Annotated in this window: 22 protein-coding genes, 1 tRNA gene and 1 other annotated feature; of the genes, 6 read left to right on the forward strand and 17 right to left on the reverse strand. The window is 41.7% G+C overall.

What is annotated here, in order from left to right; translation table 11 throughout:
* Positions 1–30: 30 nt before the first annotated feature.
* Positions 31–268 (reverse strand) — a binding site (T-box leader).
* A gap of 250 nt (positions 269–518) precedes the next feature.
* Complete coding sequence (locus BN1765_RS15375; RefSeq protein WP_050615967.1) at positions 519–1,469, forward strand: bile acid:sodium symporter family protein; 951 nt, start codon at positions 519–521, stop codon at positions 1,467–1,469.
* Between the two features lie 105 nt (positions 1,470–1,574).
* On the opposite strand, the gene BN1765_RS15380 is transcribed toward BN1765_RS15375, so the two are convergent.
* Together BN1765_RS15380 and BN1765_RS15385 are read right to left on the reverse strand one after the other, a co-directional pair.
* On the reverse strand, positions 1,575–2,471 hold the full coding sequence (locus BN1765_RS15380; protein ID WP_050615968.1) for a LysR family transcriptional regulator: 897 nt from the start codon (positions 2,469–2,471) through the stop codon (positions 1,575–1,577).
* Between the two features lie 676 nt (positions 2,472–3,147).
* A complete protein-coding gene (locus BN1765_RS15385; protein ID WP_050615969.1) occupies positions 3,148–3,348 on the reverse strand; it encodes a cold-shock protein in 201 nt (66 codons plus the stop codon).
* Between the two features lie 533 nt (positions 3,349–3,881).
* On the opposite strand from BN1765_RS15385, the gene BN1765_RS15390 reads away from it, so the two are divergent.
* Both BN1765_RS15390 and BN1765_RS15395 read left to right on the forward strand, forming a co-directional pair.
* Positions 3,882–4,433, forward strand: a complete 552-nt coding sequence (locus BN1765_RS15390) for a cysteine hydrolase family protein (protein ID WP_050615970.1) — start codon at positions 3,882–3,884, stop codon at positions 4,431–4,433.
* 302 nt (positions 4,434–4,735) lie between these two features.
* Positions 4,736–5,986 carry a C40 family peptidase gene (locus tag BN1765_RS15395; protein ID WP_050615971.1) on the forward strand — a complete coding sequence of 417 codons (1,251 nt, stop codon included), beginning with the start codon at positions 4,736–4,738 and terminating at the stop codon, positions 5,984–5,986.
* A 316-nt stretch (positions 5,987–6,302) separates the two neighbouring features.
* Here the strand turns inward: BN1765_RS15395 and BN1765_RS15400 are convergent, their stop codons facing one another.
* Positions 6,303–7,019: a GDSL-type esterase/lipase family protein gene (locus BN1765_RS15400; RefSeq protein WP_050615972.1), complete on the reverse strand. Its 717-nt coding sequence runs from the start codon at positions 7,017–7,019 to the stop codon at positions 6,303–6,305.
* Positions 7,020–7,356: 337 nt separating this feature from the next.
* Here BN1765_RS15400 and BN1765_RS15405 point away from each other — a divergent pair, with 337 nt between their 5' ends.
* Positions 7,357–9,252: an alpha/beta fold hydrolase gene (locus tag BN1765_RS15405; RefSeq protein ID WP_050615973.1), complete on the forward strand. Its 1,896-nt coding sequence runs from the start codon at positions 7,357–7,359 to the stop codon at positions 9,250–9,252.
* Between the two features lie 196 nt (positions 9,253–9,448).
* On the opposite strand, the gene BN1765_RS15410 is transcribed toward BN1765_RS15405, so the two are convergent.
* The 8 genes from BN1765_RS15410 to BN1765_RS15445 form a co-directional block, all read right to left on the reverse strand.
* The gene (locus BN1765_RS15410; RefSeq protein WP_050615974.1) at positions 9,449–10,036 is read right to left on the reverse strand and encodes a hypothetical protein; all 588 of its coding nucleotides are present in this window, start codon (positions 10,034–10,036) and stop codon (positions 9,449–9,451) included.
* 287 nt (positions 10,037–10,323) lie between these two features.
* Positions 10,324–10,397 (reverse strand) — tRNA-Arg (locus BN1765_RS15415).
* A gap of 130 nt (positions 10,398–10,527) precedes the next feature.
* Positions 10,528–11,043: a metallophosphoesterase gene (locus BN1765_RS15420; protein ID WP_050616803.1), complete on the reverse strand. Its 516-nt coding sequence runs from the start codon at positions 11,041–11,043 to the stop codon at positions 10,528–10,530.
* A gap of 18 nt (positions 11,044–11,061) precedes the next feature.
* Positions 11,062–11,652 carry an XTP/dITP diphosphatase gene (locus BN1765_RS15425; protein WP_050615975.1) on the reverse strand — a complete coding sequence of 197 codons (591 nt, stop codon included), beginning with the start codon at positions 11,650–11,652 and terminating at the stop codon, positions 11,062–11,064.
* Positions 11,653–11,663: 11 nt separating this feature from the next.
* On the reverse strand, positions 11,664–12,407 hold the full coding sequence (gene rph, locus BN1765_RS15430) for a ribonuclease PH (protein WP_050615976.1): 744 nt from the start codon (positions 12,405–12,407) through the stop codon (positions 11,664–11,666).
* 129 nt (positions 12,408–12,536) lie between these two features.
* Entirely contained in the window at positions 12,537–13,604 is a 1,068-nt protein-coding gene (locus BN1765_RS15435; protein WP_050615977.1) for a GerMN domain-containing protein, read from the reverse strand.
* 98 nt (positions 13,605–13,702) lie between these two features.
* Complete coding sequence (racE, locus tag BN1765_RS15440; protein WP_050615978.1) at positions 13,703–14,500, reverse strand: glutamate racemase; 798 nt, start codon at positions 14,498–14,500, stop codon at positions 13,703–13,705.
* An 11-nt stretch (positions 14,501–14,511) separates the two neighbouring features.
* Entirely contained in the window at positions 14,512–14,964 is a 453-nt protein-coding gene (locus tag BN1765_RS15445) for a MarR family winged helix-turn-helix transcriptional regulator (RefSeq protein ID WP_050615979.1), read from the reverse strand.
* Between the two features lie 226 nt (positions 14,965–15,190).
* On the opposite strand from BN1765_RS15445, the gene BN1765_RS15450 reads away from it, so the two are divergent.
* Complete coding sequence (locus BN1765_RS15450; protein ID WP_050615980.1) at positions 15,191–16,300, forward strand: glycerol dehydrogenase; 1,110 nt, start codon at positions 15,191–15,193, stop codon at positions 16,298–16,300.
* A 250-nt stretch (positions 16,301–16,550) separates the two neighbouring features.
* Here the strand turns inward: BN1765_RS15450 and BN1765_RS15455 are convergent, their stop codons facing one another.
* The 5 genes from BN1765_RS15455 to BN1765_RS15475 all read right to left on the reverse strand — a co-directional run bounded on the left by BN1765_RS15455 (position 16,551) and on the right by BN1765_RS15475 (position 21,084).
* Entirely contained in the window at positions 16,551–16,775 is a 225-nt protein-coding gene (locus BN1765_RS15455) for a helix-turn-helix domain-containing protein (protein WP_042345475.1), read from the reverse strand.
* Between the two features lie 520 nt (positions 16,776–17,295).
* Positions 17,296–17,760 carry an acyl-CoA thioesterase gene (locus BN1765_RS15460; protein WP_050615981.1) on the reverse strand — a complete coding sequence of 155 codons (465 nt, stop codon included), beginning with the start codon at positions 17,758–17,760 and terminating at the stop codon, positions 17,296–17,298.
* Positions 17,761–17,880: 120 nt separating this feature from the next.
* Entirely contained in the window at positions 17,881–18,642 is a 762-nt protein-coding gene (gene sdhB, locus BN1765_RS15465) for a succinate dehydrogenase iron-sulfur subunit (protein WP_050615982.1), read from the reverse strand.
* A gap of 2 nt (positions 18,643–18,644) precedes the next feature.
* Positions 18,645–20,405 (reverse strand): succinate dehydrogenase flavoprotein subunit, encoded by a 1,761-nt coding sequence (sdhA, locus tag BN1765_RS15470; RefSeq protein ID WP_050615983.1) that lies wholly within the window; start codon positions 20,403–20,405, stop codon positions 18,645–18,647.
* A gap of 64 nt (positions 20,406–20,469) precedes the next feature.
* The gene (locus BN1765_RS15475; RefSeq protein WP_050615984.1) at positions 20,470–21,084 is read right to left on the reverse strand and encodes a succinate dehydrogenase cytochrome b558 subunit; all 615 of its coding nucleotides are present in this window, start codon (positions 21,082–21,084) and stop codon (positions 20,470–20,472) included.
* A 569-nt stretch (positions 21,085–21,653) separates the two neighbouring features.
* Here BN1765_RS15475 and BN1765_RS15480 point away from each other — a divergent pair.
* Positions 21,654–22,124 (forward strand): YslB family protein, encoded by a 471-nt coding sequence (locus tag BN1765_RS15480; RefSeq protein WP_050615985.1) that lies wholly within the window; start codon positions 21,654–21,656, stop codon positions 22,122–22,124.
* A 71-nt stretch (positions 22,125–22,195) separates the two neighbouring features.
* Here BN1765_RS15480 and uvrC read toward each other — a convergent pair whose 3' ends face one another.
* Positions 22,196–23,968 carry an excinuclease ABC subunit UvrC gene (uvrC, locus tag BN1765_RS15485; protein WP_050615986.1) on the reverse strand — a complete coding sequence of 591 codons (1,773 nt, stop codon included), beginning with the start codon at positions 23,966–23,968 and terminating at the stop codon, positions 22,196–22,198.
* Positions 23,969–24,100 lie beyond the last annotated feature (132 nt).

A 24,100-nucleotide genomic window follows, 5' to 3' on the forward strand; every position in this document is an offset into this window, starting at 1 on the left:
ACACCTCCATACGCCAATCTGCTAAATAGGCTAAGGGGTGAAGGGGCTTAAAAAGCCATTCCACGGTACCACCCTTATTCGTACACGTTGTACGCACTAATTGTTTTGGTAACGGGTGCTGGTGACACCCGTTCAGCTTTACTACAGTATGTTTCAAGCTGAAGCTCAGAGGTGAGTTCGCTTTTGTGCAGCACGTACCGGTTTCCACCACCGCCGGCTCTCTGTTCCGTCTGTCCACAAGGCTAATTGTCCTCTTCAATGCTTTGGTTTATTTATTTGAAAATTTAAAATGTTCTTTATTTGTCGCTTATATTACGCCGTTTAGAGGTAGGCGTCAATAGCTATTTTTATAATTATTTGATAATTCAGTATAATTAGATTTTTTGTATACGCTTACATAATTGATGCATCTAACTTCTTGAAAAAAATAAAAAATGTTATCATTTTTCCAATTTCTTCTTGATTTCCATTATTTTTTCTGAATAATAAGACTTAAAACAATTGAAAGGAGAGAATACATGCGGACATTAGCCGATTTTTTTTCCAAGTATCTCAGTTCCCTGATTCCCGTCGTTGCGGTACTAACGTATTTTTCTCCTTATGTCTGGGAGACCGGCACCTGGGTTCCCAGCCTATTTCTTGGATTCGTCATTTTCTTCACGGGGTTATCCATGGATACCTCTGCTATAAAGGAAATCCGTCACAAGAAAAAAGAATGGCTGATCACTGTATTGGCGAAATGGACAATACCTGTGCTGACTGGCATCATCCTTGCCCTAGTCTTTTTTAAATCTTATCCTGCAATAGCTGCTGGTGTCATTTTGACCGGAGCGGTGCCAAGCGCAACTGCCGCTACTCTTTATACATTCCTGGCAGGCGGCAATATTTCCTTGGTAATCGCTTCTTCTCTGCTTGATGTCGGCATCAGTCCGATGATCGCTCCTTTGGCCATGAAAGCTATTGGCGCCGGAGCTATTTCCATCTCTTTCATCAGCCTGTTGCGCTCGTTTGCCATCATTGTGATTATCCCTTTATCAGCAGGCATTGCATTGCAAAGACTCTTTCCGCAATTGCCGCATCGTACAGTATATCTGACTAAATTTTTGTCGCCGCTGTCCTTATTGGTGGTCATCCATACACTGACAGCAAGCGTCCAAAGCTATTTTGCAGAGGAAATGAGGTTGTTCCCTTTACTGATATTCTGCTGTGTACTGCAGACGGTGATCCCGATGGCGGCCAGTTATTGGATTGCCAAGAAAGCATGTATGCATGAAGCGGATGCCAGAGCTGCCTTATTTCAGGTTTCATTGCCCAATTCCGCATTGGCAGGCATATTGGCGTTCGAATTCTTTGGCGGGGCAGGAGCCGTTGCCCCTATCCTTAGCCTTATTATCAACCTGTCAATCGGCGCCCAGGTCTCCAGCTATTTTTCTACCCGGATGCCTATCAAATACAAGCAAGCAGCTTAGAATTGCCATACAAGTTTACGATTATTCCTTTGGGCAAGCAAAAAAGCGCAGAAGATAAAATCCTGCGCTTTTTTGTTATATACGAATAACATTATCATGAAGTTTTTAACCCTCTTGTTTTAATCCGTGCTCTTTCAACATCCCAATAATAACTTCTACAGCTTTTGTCTGGAACGTCTCTTTAATAACGAGGGAGAATGCCCTGTCCAAGCGGTATTCCTCTCCTGTTATCTTTGCCAACGTACCTAATTCAAGTTCCTTTTTAAAGCAGGATTGCGATAAAAAAGCAATGCCAATCCCTGATTCGACACTCTCTTTAATGATCTGTGTACTGCCGAATACCATTTTATCATGGGGGTGGATATGAAGCTGTTGAAACAGAGCTTCTGCCGCTTCTCTCGTACCTGAGCCTTTCTCGCGGACAATCCACGTTTGCTTTTCGAGCAGCGAGGGAGTCAGCCCCTGTTCCTCAAGCTCTTGCTGTACATGCGGAGCTGCCACTATATAAAGCGTATCTTTTTCGAACTTTTCGATATGCAAATCACCTTGGCTTATTTGGCTGCCTTCAATAATACCAATATCATAACTGTTCTGCTTGACCGACTCGATCACGTCTTTCGAATTGCCTATATGGACAATTGGTTCAATCTGCGGGTACATTTTTTTCAATTCAGTAATGATAGCCGGCAACATATATTCGCCAAATGTATAGCTTGCGCCAATGGTGACAGAACCGTTGGCCTGGTTTGTCAGATCATCCACCAATGTAAACATATTATTATATAAATTTAATATTTCCTTTCCTTTCGCATATACAATTTCACCCGCTTTTGTTAGGGAAATAACCTTATTTGTCCGTTCGAGCAGTTTTGTCCCAAAACTTTGTTCCAAAGATTGTACATACTGGCTGACAGCTGGCTGTGACATAAAAAGCTCTTCAGCTGCTTTTGAAAAACTCTTCAACTCCACTACTTTCTGAAAAACATATAACTGTTGTTTCATACACCCTCTTTTCCATAAGCAAAAACTTATGATTACTTTCCAAATTATTTATTTTTTTATAGGCGATTCTTTCTTACCTTTAAGATACTGGAATAATAAGGGGGATGCAAGATGCGCTATCCAGCTCGAATAAGAATCCAATTGGTTCAATGGGTAGACGGGGGTTAATTAAAAACTCCTACCCACCAAAGCTTCACTTTATGGTGTAAAGTGTTTTTTTTATGAACCTATTTCCGCATTGTCTATAAAATCATTAGAGTTTGTGAAGAATGTATGTTATAATTGCGTTACCATTTTATTTTACTTGTTGTATATAAAAGTTGTTTCAACGCTATCGGTTAGCAGGAAACAAACTTTTTTATCCAGCATACTATGAACGACTCAATCTATATAAAAAGCTGTTCCGGAGATGCCAACTCGGAACAGCTTTTTTTATATCCCATTCTAACCGGCGCTAAAGCTCCTACTTCAACACGAAAGTGAAGACAAAGAAAATAATATGGGGGAGATAGCGCCAGTAAGAACCCGATAATCAATAGGGAATGAATAAACCTCCCCCGATTAACGTTTCACTTTATGTGTATCAAATCAGGCGGCCGGTCGAATGGTGCCTTAACAATTAATTCCATGCCACAAAAAAACAGACCCTTTTAAAAAGGATCTGTCCTACGTTCAATTATGCTTTTACTACGTTAGTAGCTTGAGGTCCGCGTTGTCCTTCTTCTACGTCGAAAGTTACTGATTGACCTTCGTCTAGAGATTTGAAGCCTTCGCTTTGGATTGCTGAGAAATGTACGAATACATCTTCTCCGCCTTCACGTTCGATGAATCCAAAACCTTTGTCTGCATTAAACCATTTTACTTTACCTTGTTCCATGTTTGTTGCCTCCTAGTGTGGTATCCACACATGTTAATACTATCCTTGCTCAAATCTATAGACGAGCTACTATGACTTATCAATCTAAAACCGAACAAAAATAATTCTTTTTAAGAATAACAGATAAATTCCAAAAATGCAAGACTGCCATTTCTCTTTCACCAGCAAAATATACGCTCATCTCTATATAAATCAATAATGGTAACGCATACAATAAAATGGTTTAAAAACGCTCTCTCTTTCCTATTATTACTTTATTGAACCTTATTTTATACGATTGAAAAGCATTGTTTACTAACCCGGAATATTTGTGTTCCTATAGCGCCAAGCTATTAGAAGCCACAAACAAGGAAAATCTAGACACTCTGGCTGCTGGACGGCCGGAAACAAGATTCCCTGCTACTCTACAGGACCATCGAGGATGGACATATTATTTAAATCCTATGATTAGCCCATCTAATGCACTTCCCTAGCATCGGCATACTGAATTATAATAGAAGGAACTATAAAATAAATAAAGGGAGTTGAAGTATGTGAAGAGAGCATTGATCAACGTCGATTATACCAATGACTTCGTGGCAGAAGACGGCGCATTGACCTGCGGCAAGCCCGGCCAGGCGATTGAAGCTGAAATAGCCAAGCTCACAAAGGAATTCATAAGCCAAGGAGATTATGTCGTTTTCGCCATCGACCTACATAAAAAAGCAGATCATTACCATCCCGAAACGAAATTATTCCCTCCACATAATATTGAAGGAACTCGTGGAAGGGACCTGTATGGAGAGTTGAATGACATATATATGGAAGCGCTGAAAAACGGAGAAAATATTTATTGGATGGATAAAACCCGTTATTCAGCTTTTGCGGGTACCGACTTAGACATCCGTTTAAGGGAAAGAGCCATAAACGAAGTTCATATCGTCGGTGTCTGCACAGATATATGCGTTCTCCACACCGCAGTCGACGCCTATAATAAAGGCTATAAAATAACCATCCATTCAAAAGCAACAGCCAGCTTTAATCCAACTGGCCATGAATGGGCTTTAGAACATTTTAGATCGTCATTAGGTGCCGATGTAAAATAACTGCAACAAAGTTTATGACAATCGTAATCAAAGCGAGCGGGATTTTCCCACTCGCTTTTTCTATATTCCTATACATCATTCTTTAATGAGCGTCGTTAAAAACCTTTTTCAAACAACTACAAGGAAAGACAATTAATTACAAAATAGTCTGTTTTATTACATTTATGTTACATAGAACACGTTTTCATTACAACCTTCAGATTTCGTTGAGTTTACAATCAAATAACAATAAACTAGTAAATGGATTAAGAAACGGTATATATACATATAAAACTTTTTTAAAAAACAAGGAGAATTATGATATGCAAACTTCGACAAAGAAAAAAGTGGCAGCAGTTGGATTGTCGCTTGCTCTACTTTTTCAAGTAACTCCTACCTTTGCAGCTCCGGCTACTACAATTGAAACTGCTAACCCAAATACATACAACAAAAAAATTGAAGAGTTACAAACAAAAATCCAAAAATACGACAATCAAATTATTGAATCCATCGATAAAGTGGACCAGTTAACAAAACAAGTGGAAAAAGCGCAGGCACGCGTTGAAAAAACAAAAAAAGATATTGTGGTTTTAGAAGATTCATATAAACGCACTCTTGAATTATCTAAAGAACGCCTTAAGAATATCCAAGCGAACGGATCGCTTGCATCTAATGTGGTTGAAATTCTATTATCTTCAGAAGGCCTGTCTGATTTCTTCAAAAAAACAAATGCCGTGATGACCATTATGGACAGCGATAAGCAATTATCAGAAACACTTGAGAAAAAAGATCAAGAGTTAAAGGCTAAAAAAGCTGAACTAGATAAAGACTTGGCTTCCATCACGAATAAGCAAATCCAAGCGAATGAAGAAAAAAAATCAATTGAAAAGCAAAAACAAGCTATTCAAGTTGAATTGAAAAAAGTACAGGAAGCCCAAAAGAAAGCTGAAGAAGAAGCGAAGCGCCGTGCAGAAGAACTGCGCAAACAGCAAGAAGCTGAAGCGGCTCGTCAAGCAGCAATCAGAGCGCAAGAAGCAGCAGCTAGCGCAGCTGCACGAGCAACTGCACAGGAAACAACACAAACAGTGTCTGAACCAACTGCACCTGTTGCAAACAATACTCATTCAAACCAACAATCTTCAAATGAAGACAAAAATAGCAATTCAAACAATACAAGCAGCAAAAAACCATCGACTAATAACTCTGTCGGCTCTGTAAACACAGCCAGTGCAGCTGCTGTCATCGCGGAAGCTAAAAAGCACCTTGGCACCCCATACGTATGGGGCGGAACAACACCAAGCGGCTTTGACTGCTCCGGTTTCACAAGCTATGTATTCCGTACGGTAGGCATCAACCTTCCACGTGTTTCAAGAGCTCAACAAAATGTGGGAACTCAAGTCTCTACTAGCAGCGTACAACCTGGCGACCTAGTATTCATGGGCAAACCTGCTTATCATGTCGGCATTTACATCGGTGGCGGACAATATATCCACGCACCTCAGACGGGCGATGTTATCAAGATTTCTTCTTATAACCCTTCAGCATTCTCAAGTGCTACAAGAGTCTTAAACTAAGCCGTCACTTAAACATATTTATCTATAAACTACCCGTTTATAGTAGCCGCAAACACAAAAAGCGATGAATTGATCATCGCTTTTTGTGTTTCTCTTTAATCGTAACCCGTTTGTCATCTTCTTACCCTTTTTGCCTAGGTTAATATCTTTGCTCCCTCTTTTTCACTTCCATTCTAACTGCCGCTAAGACGCCCAATTCAACACAAGAGTGAGACGAAGAAGTGAGATCAAACGCCAGCGAGAATCCGATTGGTTCAACTACAAATCGGTGGGAGATGAATGAAAACCCCCGTCGATTAAAGTTTCACTTTATGTTTTACAGATATGGCTTTAAATGGTCCAGCCATATTTCATAGCCTTCCTTATTCAAATGCAATCCATCGACAGTCCATTTTTGGGGCAACTGCCCTTTCTTTGCTAAATCAGCATATAAATCAATAAATGTTACTTGGCTTCCAGTCATTGTTTTTAATTGATTATTTAATAATCTTACAGCTTTATTAAGCTTATAGCTGCCATGATAGAAATGGGCTTTATATTTTGCCTGGTTAACCGGCAGCGTGCTCTGGATATAGATATGTACGTTAGGATTTGCCTTTCGTATCCGCTTAACGATCTCTTGGTAATGACGAAAAATATCCCCAACCGGAACGTCCAATTGGATATCATTAATGCCTGCCATTATAAAGACTTTCTTTGGTTTGAGTTGATTGACTGTATGTACCCGCTTAAGCATATTGCCTGTCGTATCGCTCGCTACTCCCCGATTCGCTACTTTATTGGAGTCCATATACTCTCCCCACTCAAAGTAATTAGTATGGCTGTCGCCAAAAAAGACGATATCTTTCTGTTGTTTCCCAACCAGCGTAAGAGCATCTGTCCTGATTTTAACATGCGGGGGATACTCCTTTTGTGCCGTCAGATGGTCTTTTACATAGGAAATGCCGCCAATCCTAAAAAATATAAAAATAGCCGTTGAAAGCAAAATGATATTCACTGCCAACGACAGCCACAATCCTTTTTTGTACCGCATACCCATTCCCTCCTAGCAAACACCAAAATTACTATTCTCCTTATTTATAACCTTTTAAAATATGATTAAAACAAGCAGCAATGATCATTCGTCGCCCACCGATTGCACCAATCATCTATTCTCCAATCAACTGGACATAGTGTAATTAGGAATGAATATGAGCGATAGCCGGGAATGTTTTATCAGAAAAATCCATAGAAGAATATCCATTTGAAAGGGGCGGCGGGATTATATGTATGCCACTTTAACCAAAAAGTAAATACTCTTTTTGTAACATATGTAAAAATTAACCTTTTAAATGATATACTATCCTTACATAAATAATAGGGGGTATTTAATGAAAAAAGGAAAAATGACAGCATGGGCCATGGCAGGAGCGTTTACATTCACTTCTATTACAGGAAGTATGGGCTTATTTCAAACGAAAGCAGCCGCAGCAGAGGCTGCAACCCAACAACCAGATTATGAATCTAAAGCTCTCCGTTTTTATCAGGCCGTCCATGAAGCAAACTTTGAAAAAGGGTATGCACTTTTTAGTGAATCCTTAAAGAAAAAAGTATCTGTCGATCAATTGCCGGTTCAGTGGCAAAGATTGACTGCCGCCTATGGAATCATACATAAAACCGAAAAGATCAAAACGGATTATGACGGCGTTCATACCAACATTACCCTGTTATGTACTGCAGGTAACGGACCATTCGAATTGATTATAAGATTTAACGACAAAGGCATGATTGATGATTTATTCACTACCAACGATCGTACACTTTACTCCTATCAAACGCCCACCTATGACAGCAAAACGTATAAAGAAAAGCCGCTGGTGATCGGCGATGGAGAATTTGCATTGCCGGCTGTATTGACCATACCTGAAGGAAAAGGACCGTTCCCAGCTGTTGTATTAGTACATGGATCAGGCCCTAATGATCAAGATGAATCTATGTTTTCTTATAAAATTTTCCGCGATATAGCTGTAGGACTGGCAAGTAGAGGAATTGCCGTCCTGCGTTACGACAAAAGGACATACGCCCATCATCTAAAGGCAGCACAGGATCCTGCTTTCGGCATACAGAAAGAGACGGTCCTTGATGCCAATCTAGCGGTTGCTTTGCTGAAGGAGCAACCTGAAATCGATGCTAAACAGCTTTTTGTCCTCGGCCACAGCCAAGGTGGCTATGCCCTTCCGCTTATTATTGCCAACGATGAACATAAAGATATCAAAGGGGTTATCGGGGCAGCAGCACCCGCCCAAAAATTTCAGGATTTACTTTTATGGCAATTTGAGCAGGCACTCAAAAGAGCCCAAGCAAATAAACTCCCTGCTGAACAATTGAAACAATTGGAAACCGCCATCACTCAGTTTAAGGAACAAATCAACCTGCTGAACGACCGATCTTACACGACGGAACATTTGCCCAAAAACTTCATGCTTGGAGACCCATACTGGTGGTACGATATCCGGGACTATATCCCTTCCACTCTTGCTAAGGAGCAAACCACACCGATGCTTTTGATCCAAGGGACCAAGGATCTCCAAGTGCCTTCTACCGAGTTGGACATCTGGAAAAACCATTTAAAAGAAAGAAATAACGTCCAATACAAGACATATAAGGATATGTTCCATACATTAGGCAACTATGCAGAAACTCCGGATTTGGCCACCGAGTACATGACGCCTGGAAATGTATCAGAAGAAATGATTAAAGATGTAGCAACTTGGATCACTACTGGAAAAATAGATGCCGCCCCTCAAGTGGATCTTGACCAATACAGTGATTACAAACCCGGCCTTTATTGGTCAGAGGCCTTCGCCTGGGCATTAGCAAAAGGCATTATTGTCGGCTATCGGGAAGAAAAGAAACTTAAGCCCGATCAACCAATGACCGAATTGCAATACCTACAAGTCTACTTCCGCTATACGTTAGGGTCCGACTTAAAAGATCAAACAAAGGGTACTATGTATTCTTTAGCAGCTAAAGCACAACTCCCTGTTAAAAATAAACCGTTTACAGCTCTCACCAGAGGGGAAGCGGCCGTTCTATTAGCCGATGCATTCACCCATAAGAAACGATCGGAAAGAGATGCTGTCAAATGGCTATTCAGCCAAGGAATCGTCAAGGGCTATAGCGATGAACCAACCTACGAATCTTTCAAACCACAAGAACCTATTTCAAGGGCCCATTTGATGACTATGTTCTATCATCTAGATATGAAACAATCCGAAATGCAATGAACACCAAGTTAGGTTAGAAGCACACCAAAGCCCTTGCGCAACGCAAGGGCTTTCAGCCAGCCATTTATTCCCTTCTAACTGGCGCTAAGACTCCCGCTTCCACGAGAGCGTGAAAATAGGGTTCGAGCGCCAGTATGGATCGATTGGTTCAACGAATGGTCCATGGAAAACCCCCAACGATCAATGTTCCACTTTCTTATTTTTTCTTATCCACGAAATTGCTCTTATCAATAATGCTAAACACGAAGGTATCTTTATCGCCTTTGTATTTTGCATATTGCAGGATATACTGCTCGTCCAAGATCGCTTTCCGTTTAATTTTCCCCTTTATCTCTGGCTGTTTGCCTTTTAGGGCCTCTTCCCAGCTGAAATCATAGGTCATAAGTAAATTCTTTTTCAGCTTAGCGAGGTTGGCTTCAGAAATATCATAGCCGATTTCTTGCAGAAGAATCTGCATCACCTTATCGCTGTCTTGATCTTCCTTGGCAAAATTAAACTGGACATACGTCACACGATCTTTTTTGCTATTGAAATTAAAAGAATAGTTTTTAGTCTCATTTTTGAAGGACATATATTTTACGCCGCTGTTTTCCCCGTCACTTGTCTTCTCAGTAAACAGGTTTTGACCATAGGATTTTGTTACCGCCTCTTTATATTCAGCAATGGAAAGGTCGACTGCCTGCCCTTGATTTTGCTCAGGCTCCTTTTGTGCATTGCAGCCTGCCGCACCTGTTACCATCAAAGCTGATAAAATGAAGCTTGCCAGTATCTTTTTCTTTTTCATGTTAGGACTCCTATCGTTTAGTGATACCTTAAAATCATACACCAAATTATACATGAAATATACTTCTTGGAAAGAAATGATCAACCAACAGTTGTAGGAACAAGCTGGAATCTCTTTTTAGCTTGATTAAGCAAAGATAATGAAGCATCTAACCATTGGCAGTCTCTTGTCCTTTAGTGAAATGTGAAGCCATCTATTCCTATATCACGATAAGGAAAAATGGACATTTTTTCTCGGAAGACAAACAAAACCCCTTGAATAATCAAGGGGTTTTCGCATTCTACAAGCGTCCTGGGAGGGATTCGAACCCCCGACCGACGGCTTAGAAGGCCGTTGCTCTATCCAGCTGAGCTACCAGGACATAATCTCATTTCTTAAGGACACTTATTATTATAGTACCATATCAAAAGAAAGTCAATAGAATATTTTATTTTCTTTTGTAAGAAATAAATAGCAGGGAAACGTTTCCCTGCTATTTATTATACACCAGATTATTTCAGAATGTAAGTAGCAGATAAATTTTTTAGAAAATTTCCATGATCATCATAAAAGTTAACTTTTGCCTGCTTTCCTTCAAGCTCCAAGATGACGAAGGTCTTTTCTTTTCTGCCTCTCGGAAGGGATATGCTGCCCGGATTGATAAAAATCAAGCCATCCTCTTCCTGCATACTTCCGGCCACATGGGAATGGCCGAAACAAGCGAATTGGGCTTGTTCTTCTTCCGCCTTATACCCGAGCGGCTGAAGAGTCATCTTAATGTTATACAAATGTCCATGTGTAACAAAGAAACGATAGCCGGCGATGTCCTTTGTGACTTCTTTAGGAAATGCCGAATCGTAGTCGCAATTTCCCTTCACGTATGTAAAACCGGCTATAGCCTCGTCATTGCTGCCCAATTCCGAATCTCCGCAATGGATCATGGCATCCATTGCGCTTCCGTATTCCGATTTCAATTTATGAAGAATGGCCGTTTGTCCATGACTGTCACTTACAATTAAGATTTTCACCATACCCGCTCCCTTCTGTCAGAATTGTTGGATGGAGGCTTGCAGTTCGCGTAAAGCATTGGCTCTATGGCTGATTTGGTTCTTTTCTTCGGGGGACAATTCTGCCATGGCTTTGCCGAGGGATTCTACATAAAAGATTGGGTCGTATCCAAAGCCGTTGGAGCCTGTGCGTTCACGAAGGATGCGCCCTTCTACCGTCCCCCGGAATGTAACGGTCTGCTGTCCAGGTATTGCAACAGCCAATGCGCAATAAAAGCGTGCCGTCCGCTCCCTGTCAGGAACATCATTCAGCTCGGCAAGCACTTTATCTATATTTGCTTCATCGTCTTTTTGTTCGCCGGCATATCTGGCCGAATAAACACCCGGGCGTCCATCTAAAGCATCGATGATCAATCCGGAATCATCCGAGATGACCATTGTTTGGAATTGATCACGGAGCGCCTCGGCCTTTAGAATAGCATTTTCCTCAAACGTTGTGCCTGTCTCTTCGACATCCATCGCATCCTTAACATCTAGCAAGGTGCATACCTCGTAGCCAAGCGGGGCAAACAATGTTTTAAATTCTTTGGCTTTGCCTTTATTCTTTGTGGCAATGATTACTTTTTTCATATCTATCACCCTCACTTACTGGAAATCAATTGAGCAGTTTCTCCCAGTGCTTCCTTCTGAATCTGGATTAATTCCCGGATTCCCTCATCGGCAAGGCCTAGCAATTGCTGCAGCTGAACATAAGAGAAAGTCGCTTCTTCGCCTGTCCCTTGCAGTTCAACAAACTCACCGCTGCCGGTCATCACGACATTCATATCCACTTCGGCGCTGGAATCCTCTACATAATCCAAGTCTAACACAGCACCTGCTTCAGCTGAAATACCGACACTTGTAGCAGCCAAATAGTCTTTGATTGGGAATGTAGACAGCTTCTTTTCCTGAACAAGTTTTTCAAATGCCAATGCCATGGCAACGAAAGCGCCTGTTATGGAAGCCGTGCGTGTTCCACCGTCGGCCTGGATGACGTCGCAGTCCACCCAAACTGTCCGTTCTCCCATCGCTTCCAAATCAACTACCGCACGCAAAGCGCGGCCGATCAACCGCTGGATCTCCATGGTACGGCCTGTGATTTTTCCTTTTGCCGATTCCCGGATATTACGCTGTGCAGTCGCTGCCGGAAGCATGCTGTATTCCGCCGTGATCCACCCTTTTCCCTCACCGCGCATGAAAGGTGGCACACGTTCATCGATTGTAGCCGTACAAATTACTTTTGTGTCCCCTACTGTAATAAGAACCGATCCGGCTGGGTGTTTGATATATCCTGTTTCTATATGTATATTCCGCAATTGGTTATTTTTTCTGCCATCGTGGCGCATACTAATTCCTCCTTCATTACTTGCCGTTCTATATACAGACGGCCCTTCGTCACAATAAATAAGAGGCAGCTATACAGATATAGGCTGCCTCTATATGTGTTCCTATTTAGTATAACAAAAAAATCCGGTTTACAAACTAGTACTGTTCACTTTTTGCGGACGCAAAACAGGTTCGTTCAATTCTTTTCCATCCTCTGTCTTCAAAGACGCTTTCCCGTTAACCTGAATATCTACTTTTTTGATATTTTTTTGTTCAGTCAATGATAGAACAAGTGCATTGACGAGGCGCTGGGAAACTGTATTTTCTTCAAAACTGCCAAAAATGCTTTCCGTGAAATTAAGGGTCACTTCTCCATCCTTTACCTTTGGTTTTTCAACCAAGGCCAGCTCCGGCATGAATTCCGTAACCAAATTCTTTTTCCCGGAAGGCACTTCAGCGAGTTGTTCAACGACAGCACCGGCCATATCTTTTTCAGTGGAGCTAATCCGTTTTGTAACCGGCACGTAATAATAGTAATCTGCTTTTCCGCCTAAATAATAGACAGTCAGTGGTTTTGTATGCGTAAGATCTGCAATATCAGATGTATCTATATTGATGCCGCTCGCCCTGGTCAAATTCTTGCTGATTGGCGTATGGTTGACCGGCATTTCTTTCAATTTTGTGCCATTCATCTTAATCGTGACGCTTTTGACAGAATCAAATTGGGTCATTGTCCAAGTTACAGCTTGAAGAATCCTTAATTCGTCTTCTTTTTTATAGTTTGCGAATTCCTTCGAAAAATCCACAGTTGCCTTTCCATCCTTCGTCACATCTACGTCCACTTGGGTATCGGCAGGCAGAACCGCACGAAAACCGGATAGAAGCATATCAGTGACCGGACCGTCCTGCACCAGATATTCCAACGCCTGCTTCGTAACTCCCTGGCTGTGCGGCAAAGCCATGGATTGAGGTACTACATATCCATTCTTATCGATCAAATAGAGCTCGGTCATGACTGTTTTGCTAGTGGCATCCTCTTTCGCAGCACTCTTTTGTTTAGTGCTATGATCATTAAGCGCTGCACTGTCCTTCACTATTACTTCTCTTTGGGGCGGATCGATCGCCTTGTCCTTCATATTAAATACCCCGCATCCCCCGAGTATGACTGAAGAAGCCAGTACGGTTGTAGCGATTGCCGCACTCGTTTTCTTAGACATCTTTTTCCCTCCTACCATGGTTTGTACTATTATGTATACGAGCTTCCCCCATAAATAGACCTTTGCGGAAGAAAAAAAGACCCCCTGAAATGGGGATCCTAGTTTAATTTAATAGAATATACATGCTGCAAATCCTTTTGCAGCCAAGATGAAGCAATCCGGTGGAACATATCCCGGGAGCCGGTTGTATAAAAATAGTGTTCCGGTTTCTCATTCTGGTCATTCAACAACCCTTTATATTCAAGGATGGCACTTGTCTCACGGGCTGTTTCATCTCCGGAGGAAATGACTTTGACCCCTTTGCCCATAGTGGACGAAATAAGCGGGCCCAAAAGCGGGTAATGGGTGCAGCCAAGAATAAGCGTATCGATGCCGGAACCTTTGAAAGGAGCCAATGACTCTGCCACCACTTTTTTGACAAGAGCACCGGAATACTCACCGCTCTCTACAATCGGCACAAATTTCGGGCAGGCGATACTCTTGACACTAACTTGGTCATTGATGGACTTTAAGGCATCCGGATAGGCACCGCTTTTAACGGTACCCACTGTGCCGATTACACCAATATTCAAATTGCTGGAGTTCTTGATAGCTGCCCTTGCTCCTGGTTGGATTACACCAAGTACAGGAATGGGTACATTCTTCTTAATATCTTCCAATGCTGCCGCTGTGGCAGTATTGCAGGCAATAATCAGCATTTTTATCTTTTTGGCCAGTAAAAATTCAGTCAGCTGCCATGTAAAGGCCCGGACTTCTTCTTTTGTGCGGGGGCCGTACGGGCATCTGGCATTATCGCCCAAATAAATAATCTGCTCATTGGGCAACTGGCGGATAATCTCCTTGGCCACGGTTAATCCGCCCACGCCGGAATCTATTATACCAATAGGTTGTTTCACAATATCTCGCCTCAATTTTCTTTCATTTCTTGATGTAATTTAATTAGAGAGCGATTGAGTGAAACAATTTCATCATCGCTGTACTCCACAAAAATATCCTTGAGATATCCTTGGCGCTTGCCGATCACGTCATCTATAATCCGTTTGCCTTCCTCAAGAAGATGAATGCGGATGACGCGGCGGTCTTTTTCTCCTTTTATGCGCTGTAATAATTGCTTTTTCTCCATTCTGTCCACCAAATCAGTGGTTGTGCTACAGGCGAGGAACATTTTATTCGACAGTTCGCCGATTGTCATGTCACCATCTTCATTCAACCATTGCAAAGCAATGAACTGCGGGGGTGTAATGGAATATTCATTCAGCATCTCCCGTCCCTTTTGTTTCACAATCGCCGAAATGAATCTTAATTCTTTTTCTATAGAAGCCACTAAATCATCGCTTAGTGAGTTTTGATTTGTAGTCATATTCACAACCCCTGGATATTTTCTACTTTTATTATCTATCATTTTCACCCAATTGCAAAGAAATTTCAAGTTAGTGGAACCAGCCTGTACAAATAAGCACATAGGAATGACCAATCATTTTAATGGGAGATTTTAATCTTTTGTTCAAAAAAATGTTTCATTCCTATCGGCTAAGGGTACTAAGAGGGGTGAAAAATTAACTCCAAAGAAAAGGTGGTTCTTGCATATGAATACTGCTAAATCTGTTACTTCACCTAGAAAATTCATTATCGGGAAAGGCCTACTTAGCGACTTAAACACCTATACATCCGTATACGGGAAAAAAGCTTATGTAATTTGTGACGAATTCATCTTGGAACGGGTTAAAGAAGAAGGTGGCGCGTCTTTCGATAAAGGTGGAAACGAAGCAACATTCGTTAAATTCGGAGGCGAATGTACACAGGAAGAAATCGATACACACAGAAAAGCAGCAACTGATATGAAAGCTGACATCATCGTTGGTGTTGGCGGCGGTAAAACATTAGATACAGCAAAATCTACTGCATACTTTGAAAAACTGCCGGTCGTCATTTTTCCTACCATTGCGTCTACGGATGCTCCGTGTACGGCTTTAGCAGTAATCTATAATACAGATGGTTCATTTGACCGTTATTTATTCCTGCCATCCAATCCGGATATCGTATTAGCAGATACAACGATTCTTGCCGGAGCCCCTAAACGTTTCTTCCTGGCAGGAATCGGCGATGCCCTTGCAACTTATTTTGAAGCACGGGCCTGCTACCGTTCAAACGGCGATAACCTTGTCTTGATGAAACCATCTTGGACAGGCCTGGGATTAGCAAAATTATGCTACGAAACAGTCTTGCAATATGGGGAACAAGCTGCCCTCGCTGTAGAACAAGGAATGGTAACACCGGCAGTCGAAAAAACAATTGAGGCCACCATTTACTTAAGCGGAGTTGGCGCGGAAGCCGGAGGGCTTGCTGCAGCCCATGCAATCCATAACGGAATGACTGCTGTACCTGAATTGCATGGTGTGCAGCATGGAGAGAAAGTCGTATTTGGGTTGCTTGCACAATTAGTGCTAGAGGATGTTCCAAAAGAAGAATTAGAAACAGTCATCTCTTTCATTAAAAAAGTGGGTCTTCCTTTGACACTTAAAGACCTTGGCCTAACCGAATTTAAAGAGAGTGAATGGCGCCAAGTGGCGAAGGATGCCTGTGCTGAAGGTGATACAATGGGCAATATGCCTTTGCCTGTTACACCTGAAGATGTATACAACGCAATCGTTGCCGCTGATGCAATTGCCAATCACTATAAAAATATAGATCTATAATCTATACAGCGAATAGGTGGCGGGGCATTAGTCCCCCGCCTATTTTATCGGATTACTACTTGCCTACTCCATTTACTTGCGTATAGAATCTGCTGCTTTAACGCCCATTAGAAGGATACACGAAAAAAAGCAGCCACGGCTTTTCTTGGCAGTAATATGCCACCAAGAATATACCGGCTGCTTTTTATCCATGGAGTGCCTGCCCTGAATGAACCCATAACTGGCTGTCACAACAGACAAATATTCTATGCTATAAATGAAGTTCCCCCATGCGAAGGAGTTCTACTACCGCTTGTGAACGCCCTTTCACGCCAAGCTTTTGCATGGCATTCGAAATATGGTTCCGAACCGTTTTTTCGCTTATGAACAATTCACCGGCAATTTCCTTCGTAGTCTTATCCTGAACTAATAACTCAAAAACTTCTTTTTCTCTTTTTGTGAGTAATGGTTTATGAGTGAATTCATTCTCCTTCAAGTACTGTAACCCTCCTTGCCTTGATCAGCTGTAACCTAGGAATGGGTATAGATTTAGTCAACATATCATATGATGCGTTGCCGAAGGAAGTGACGGCTAAATGTTAAGCCTTTTATTAATCTATTCAACACCTTACAGTACTAGTATCAAAACGATAGCAAAACCATTTCCCCATACCGGCCCAGGCGGGTAAAACATCCAAAATGGTTTTTGGCCATTTTGCCAGGCAGTTGTTTTTCACTTTAAAAAGGGAGAAATCAGCTCCTTCGATTTACCAAAAAATTGATCTAGCCCTAAAAAGGCTGCCTGCAACGAATAGCCAGTAAAGCAAGAACATTACCTATTTAGTATATGCGAAACGCCCTTTTATGGTTAGTCGTTCACGGGCATACACATACTTTAATCGATGGGGGGCAATCATCCCCACCGATCCTTAGTTGGACCAATCGGATTCTTACGGGCGCTTGATCTCCCGCGTTGAAGCGGACATATTAGCACTATTTAGAATGGTAGAAAATCTTTACACCGTGAGTCCGCTGGTTTGCTTAAAAAGCTTTTTCATATCTTCATTCCATGGGATTGACTTGCCTGTATGCCTAGAAATTTGGACGATTGTCCCCCGCCCCGTAAATACGATTTCTTCTTCATTCTTTACAGCCATATAATGTAAATCAACGGATGAATTACCGATGGATACGGCTTTCACAAAGATTTGCAGATGATCATCATAGAAAACTTGTTTAATATAATCGCATTGGAGATCAGCCACGACCGGAATTGACTCAAAGGTTGGGTCCACCCAATTTTTCATGAAACCCAAATCCTTGAAATACTCGATTCTTGCCAGCTCAAAATACGTAAATGGAACTGTATTATTTAGGTGGCCGAACATATCTGTTTCCGAAAATCTGACTGTAACTGGGTGGGAGAACTGAAACGTTTCCCGCCATTTATTCATATCTTCAATATAAGTAATTCTTGGCATCCATTATACCTTCTTCCTTTGAATGAACAATCATTCATTTTATTTATTAAAAAACAACTATTTCCTGAGAAACAGTCTGATAAGCAAACCCTCAGCTCAAGGGCTGAGGGTTTATTCAAATTAAATATGGTCGCTTCCAAAGAAATTCTTAAATGCTTGTAATGTTGTATCCCGGTTAAGCGCCGCAATAGATGTAGTCAAAGGTATTCCTTTCGGGCACGATTGAACACAGTTTTGTGAGTTACTGCAATTCGAAAGCCCCCCGTCTCCCATAATGGCTTCCAGACGGTCTTTCTTATGCATTTCACCAGTCGGATGAGCATTGAAAAGGCGTACTTGTGACAACGGAGCAGGCCCGATAAAATTCGTTTTGCTATTTACATTCGGGCAGGCTTCCAGGCAGACACCACATGTCATACATTTGGATAACTCATATGCCCATTGGCGTTTTTGCTCAGGCATACGAGGTCCTGGACCCAAATCATATGTGCCATCAATAGGAATCCAGGCCTTCACTTTTTTCAACGAATCAAACATTCGGCTGCGATCAATCTGCAAATCGCGGATTACCGGGAATGTCTTCATCGGAGCCAAGCGGATCGGCTGCTCTAATTGATCTACTAAAGCCGTACAGGATTGGCGCGGTTTTCCGTTGATTACCATAGAACAGGCTCCGCATACTTCCTCTAGGCAGTTCATATCCCAAGTCACCGGTGTTGTCTTTTCCCCTTTAGCATTGACCGGGTTTCTTCTGATTTCCATCAATGCAGAAATGACATTCATATTCGTTGTATAAGGAACTACAAATTCTTCTTCATAAGGGGCTGACTCAGGATCATTCTGACGAGTGACAATAAAACGTACAGTTTTTTTATCAGCCATTTTTATTTCTCCTCTTTTTGTTTTGAATAATCGCGTTTACGCGGTTTGATTAATGAAATGTCCACTTCTTGGTACGAAATGTCCGGCGCTGATTTGTGGCCTGTAAATTTCGCAATCGTTGTTTTTAAGAAGTCTTCATCATTACGGTCAGGGAAGTCTGGTTTATAGTGCGCTCCACGGCTTTCATTACGATTGTAGGCACCGAGTGTGATGACGCGGGCCAACTGAAGCATGTTTTGCAGCTGGCGTGTAAACGCAGCCCCCTGGTTGCTCCATTTTGCCGTATCATTAATGTTGATGCGGTCATAACGCTCAATCAATTCTTGTATTTTTTCGTCTGTTTTTAATAATTTATCGTTATAACGGACCACGGTAACATGTTCTGTCATCCATTCACCTAGTTCTTTATGAAGGACATAAGCATTCTCTGTTCCGTCCATTTTCATGATATGATCCCATTTTGCATGCTGTTCTTTTACAGCGCGGTCATACACTTGGGAAGATATAGCATCACTGCTCTTCTCTAAGCCATTAATATATTTGACGGCATTCGGGCCAGCGACCATTCCGCCGTAGATAGCAGATAATAATGAGTTCGCACCAAGGCGGTTTGCCCCATGCTGTGAATAATCACATTCTCCGGCAGCAAATAGACCAGGAATATTAGTCATTTGGTCAAAATCAACCCATAATCCGCCCATAGAGTAATGGACAGCAGGGAAGATTTTCATTGGAAGCTTACGAGGGTCTTCTCCAGTAAACTTCTCATAAATTTCAATGATTCCACCAAGCTTAACATCCAATTCATGTGGATCCTTGTGTGATAGATCCAAGTAAACCATGTTTTCGCCATTAATACCCAATTTTTGTGCTACACACACATCGAAAATTTCGCGTGTTGCAATATCACGCGGAACAAGATTTCCGTATGCCGGATACTTCTCTTCAAGGAAGTACCATGGCTTGCCATCTTTATATGTCCAGATTCTTCCGCCTTCCCCACGGGCTGATTCACTCATCAAGCGAAGCTTATCATCTCCCGGAATAGCGGTAGGATGGATTTGGATAAATTCTCCATTAGCATAATGGACGCCTTGCTGGAACACGGTAGATGCCGCTGAACCTGTATTGATGATGGAGTTCGTTGACTTGCCGAAAATAATTCCCGGCCCACCGGAAGCGAGAATGACAGCGTCTGAAGAAAACGACTGGATTTCCATTGATGTCAGGTTCTGCGCTGTGATTCCCCGGCAAACGCCTTCGTCATCGACAACGATTCCCAATAGCTCCCAGCCTTCGAATTTCTTTACAAATCCTTGCACTTCATAACGGCGCACTTGCTCATCCAATGCATATAAAAGTTGCTGTCCCGTTGTGGCCCCCGCATATGCCGTACGGTGGAATTGTGTTCCTCCAAAACGTCGGAAGTCCAATAGGCCTTCTTCTGTACGGTTGAACATTACACCCATCCGGTCGAACATATGTATAATAGAAGGAGCCGCATCACACATTGCCTTTACTGGTGGCTGGTTGGCAAGAAAATCTCCGCCATATACTGTATCATCGAAATGTTCCCAGGTTGAATCTCCCTCACCTTTTGTATTAACAGCTCCGTTAATTCCACCTTGAGCACATACTGAGTGAGAGCGCTTAACTGGAACCAACGAAAATAATTCTACTTGTTTGCCTTGCTCTGCAGCCTTGATGGTAGCCATTAATCCCGCTAGGCCTCCGCCTACTACGATAATTTTACCTTTACTCAACCTTACTCACTCCCTTGTAATCACCGAGATTACCTATACTATTTAAACTAGATTGCTAGATATTTTACATAAATGCCAACAACGCTCTTACTGCTACAATTGTAAGCAGAATGAAAATCACTCCGGTTACGTATGAAGAAATGCGTTGTGAACGCGGTGTTACTGTAATACCCCAGCTTACAGCAAATGACCACAGACCGTTTGAAAAATGGAAAACAGCTGAGATTACCCCTATAAAATAGAACGCAACCATCCAAGGATTGGATAAAATATCCACCATCATATCATAATTGACTTCGGCATTCCCAAGAGCGATCTGCACTCTTGTCTCCCAAACATGCCAAACCAGGAAAATAAAGGTGATAATACCAGTTGCACGCTGCAAGATGTACATCCAATTCCGAAAATACCCGAATCTGCCGCCATTGAATGTACCTGTGAATGCAATATACACACCATAAATCCCGTGGTACAGCAGTGGTAGGTAGATAAATAAAAGCTCAAAGAAAATCAGAAACGGAAGATTCTCCATAAATTCAGCGCCTGCATTGAATGAATCAGCTCCGCGGGTCGCTAAATAGTTTACAGTCAAATGCACTAACAAAAACAAACCCACTGGAATTACCCCTAACAGCGAGTGAAGTTTGCGGCTTGCAAACTCTCTTGTGTTTCCTGCCATCATGTTCCCCCCTCGAAAATAAAAAAAGTAAAGCTGTCACTTACCGGTAATGATGTAAATTTTACCAAAGTCCATTAAACTTGCCCTGAACTATAATTGTCAAACATTAAAATCATAAGAAATCCTTTTTCAACATAGTGAATATAATGAAAATTACAATTATTCTTATTCATTTAATTTCCAACAATTATATGACAAGTTCATTTTACTCTCTTAATGTAGCACCGTCAAGAAAACGCATACTTAAAAATGGGATTGTAATCCATTTTCTCCAATTCCCTTTACAGTAACACTTTTTACGATACTTTCCAACACAGGAAAAATATTTGGCGAAAAATAAGTTGATCCCTCTTCCAAAAAGCAAAAAAACGACATAATCCTGTTTAAGTAAACAAAAGGCAGAAAAAAATCGACATTTTCTCTTTTCTCCCTTTTTATAGGAAAGTACCCATGTAAAGTTGTCTAAAATTATATAAGAATAACAATCTCTCTTTGTGAAAAGTTCTATATACCTGTTCTAGTATGCTATAAAATTGTATATAATGTTAGGTAGGAAAGAGGGGTTATAAATGGCGAAAGAACAAGCAGAACAAGCTGCTGAAGAGCAGCAACAATCCGAGACCGCAACTATTTCCTTATTCAGTAAGGAATTATTACGAGATATACTGTTGCCCGACTTATTGGGAAAAGACCATTCCCAAGTCCTTTATTGGTCCGGCAAGCAACTGGCCAGAAAGTTCCCATTGCAAAGCCTAGAGGAAGTAGCAGCTTTCTTTGATAACGCCGGATGGGGAACGTTGGAAAAAGAAAAGGAATCTAAGAACCAGGCGGAATTCGTCCTAAGCGGCGAAATCGTCACCCGCCGTTTTGCAATAACGGATGAGCCGGAATTCCAATTGGAAGCAGGATTTCTTGCACAACAATTACAACAGCAAAAAAGCCGGATTACGGAAGCGGCTGTTGAAACAAAAAAAAGGGGTGCCAAGGCAAACTTCTTGGTACGCTGGGATACAAAAGATATTATACGTGATGAAGTTTAATACATAGTTCCTAATTTAAGGAATGTTGATGGACAAAAAACCAGCCCTTTCCCGGGCTGGTTTTTTTGATATTATTCTTTTAACTTAGTTATTAATTCATCCACCACATTATGCGGCAAACCAATTTGCAGAAATTCTTCTTTCGTTGCTCCCTTCATGGCTTTCAAAGAACCAAAATGCTTCAGAAGCAGCTGCTTTCTTTTAGCCCCGATACCTGGGATTTCATCCAACATCGATTGGAACGCCGTTTTTCCCCGTACCTGCCGATGAAACGTAATGGCAAAACGGTGGACCTCATCCTGAATTCGCTGCAACAAATAAAATTCCTGGCTTCGCTGATCAAGAGGGACAATCTCCAAGGGATTTCCCATCAGCAAATTGGATGTCTTATGTTTATCATCTTTCACCAGACCGGAAATCGGAATATCAAGACCCAATTCATTCTCCAATACATCCCTGACCGCTTCGATATGGCCTTTGCCGCCATCCACTATAATTAAATCCGGCAGTGGCAGCTGTTCTTTCAATGCCCGGGAATAACGGCGCCGTACTACCTCTCTCATTGATTCATAATCATCCGGGCCCTGTACGGATTTGATTTTATATTTTCGGTATTGGTTGCGGTCAGCCCGGCCGTCAATGAATACGACCATGGCCGATACTGGATTGGTTCCCTGTATATTGGAATTATCAAAGGCTTCAATTCTGTGCGGCGTATAAATGCCAAGGATTTCTCCCAAGTTTTCCACAGCTTTGATTGTACGCTCTTCATCGCGTTCAATTAGGAAAAATTTCTCTTTTAATGCATTTTTAGCATTTTTGTTGGCCAATTTCAACAAATCTTTCTTTTGCCCCCGCTGTGGCTGAAGGGTTTTAACTTCAAGGAGCTGCTGTGCCATTTCCAAGTCGATTGAATCCGGCAGCAGAACTTCTTTGGGTTTGATATGATTCGCTTTTTCGTAAAACTGCCCCAAAAAAGTAAGGAATTCCTCATCCGGCTCACCGTAGATAGGGAACATGGAAACATCCCTTTCGATCAGTTTTCCTTGGCGAATAAAGAATACCTGCACACACATCCAGCCTTTGTCGATTGCATAACCGAAAATGTCGCGATCAGTGAAATCGTTCATGATCATCTTCTGCTTCTCCATTGTTGCTTCGATATGGGCAATTTTATCGCGGTATTCTTTGGCCCGCTCAAAATCTAATTCTTCCGCTGCTGCTTCCATTCGTTCTATCAATTCTTTCTTAATGTCTTCATAGCCCCCATTAAGAAATTTAGTGATTTCAGTGGTAATTTCTTTGTATTTCTCCTCTTCTATAGGGTGGACACATGGAGCCAGGCACTGGCCAATATGGTAATACAGACATACTTTGTCAGGGAGCGTTGTGCATTTGCGTAATGGATAAATCCGGTCCAAAAGCTTTTTTGTCTCATTGGCGGCACTTGCATTTGGGTATGGCCCAAAATATTTTCCCTTCCCCCTCTTTACTTTACGTGTTATTAATAATCGAGGATTTTTTTCATTGGTGAGATGGATAAAAGGATAACTTTTATCATCTTTCAGCATAATATTATATTTTGGATCATACTTCTTGATTAAATTAAGTTCCAATAACAAAGCTTCCATATTGGAAGAGGTAATGATATATTCAAAATCTTCTATTTCATTAACAAGCCGCAATGTCTTCCCATCATGCGAACCCGTAAAATAAGAGCGGACACGGTTCTTAAGGATCTTTGCTTTCCCCACATAAATGACCGTCCCTTGACGGTCCTTCATTAAATAGCAGCCCGGCTGGTCAGGGAGCAAAGCCAGTTTGCCTTTAATGATTTCATTCATCCTTTTCGCCTCCTCTGTTTTGTGCTTTCTATATATACTATAAGCAATGGCAATCTCTAGCCTTGCTTAGAAATGGTTGATTATTAGTATGGAGTTATCTTTCCGCATACTAACCTGATTATGCCCTATCTA

Origin of the sequence: Bacillus testis (genome assembly GCF_001243895.1) — a bacterium.
Classification (GTDB): Bacteria; Bacillota; Bacilli; order Bacillales; family DSM-1321; genus Bacillus_AD; species Bacillus_AD testis.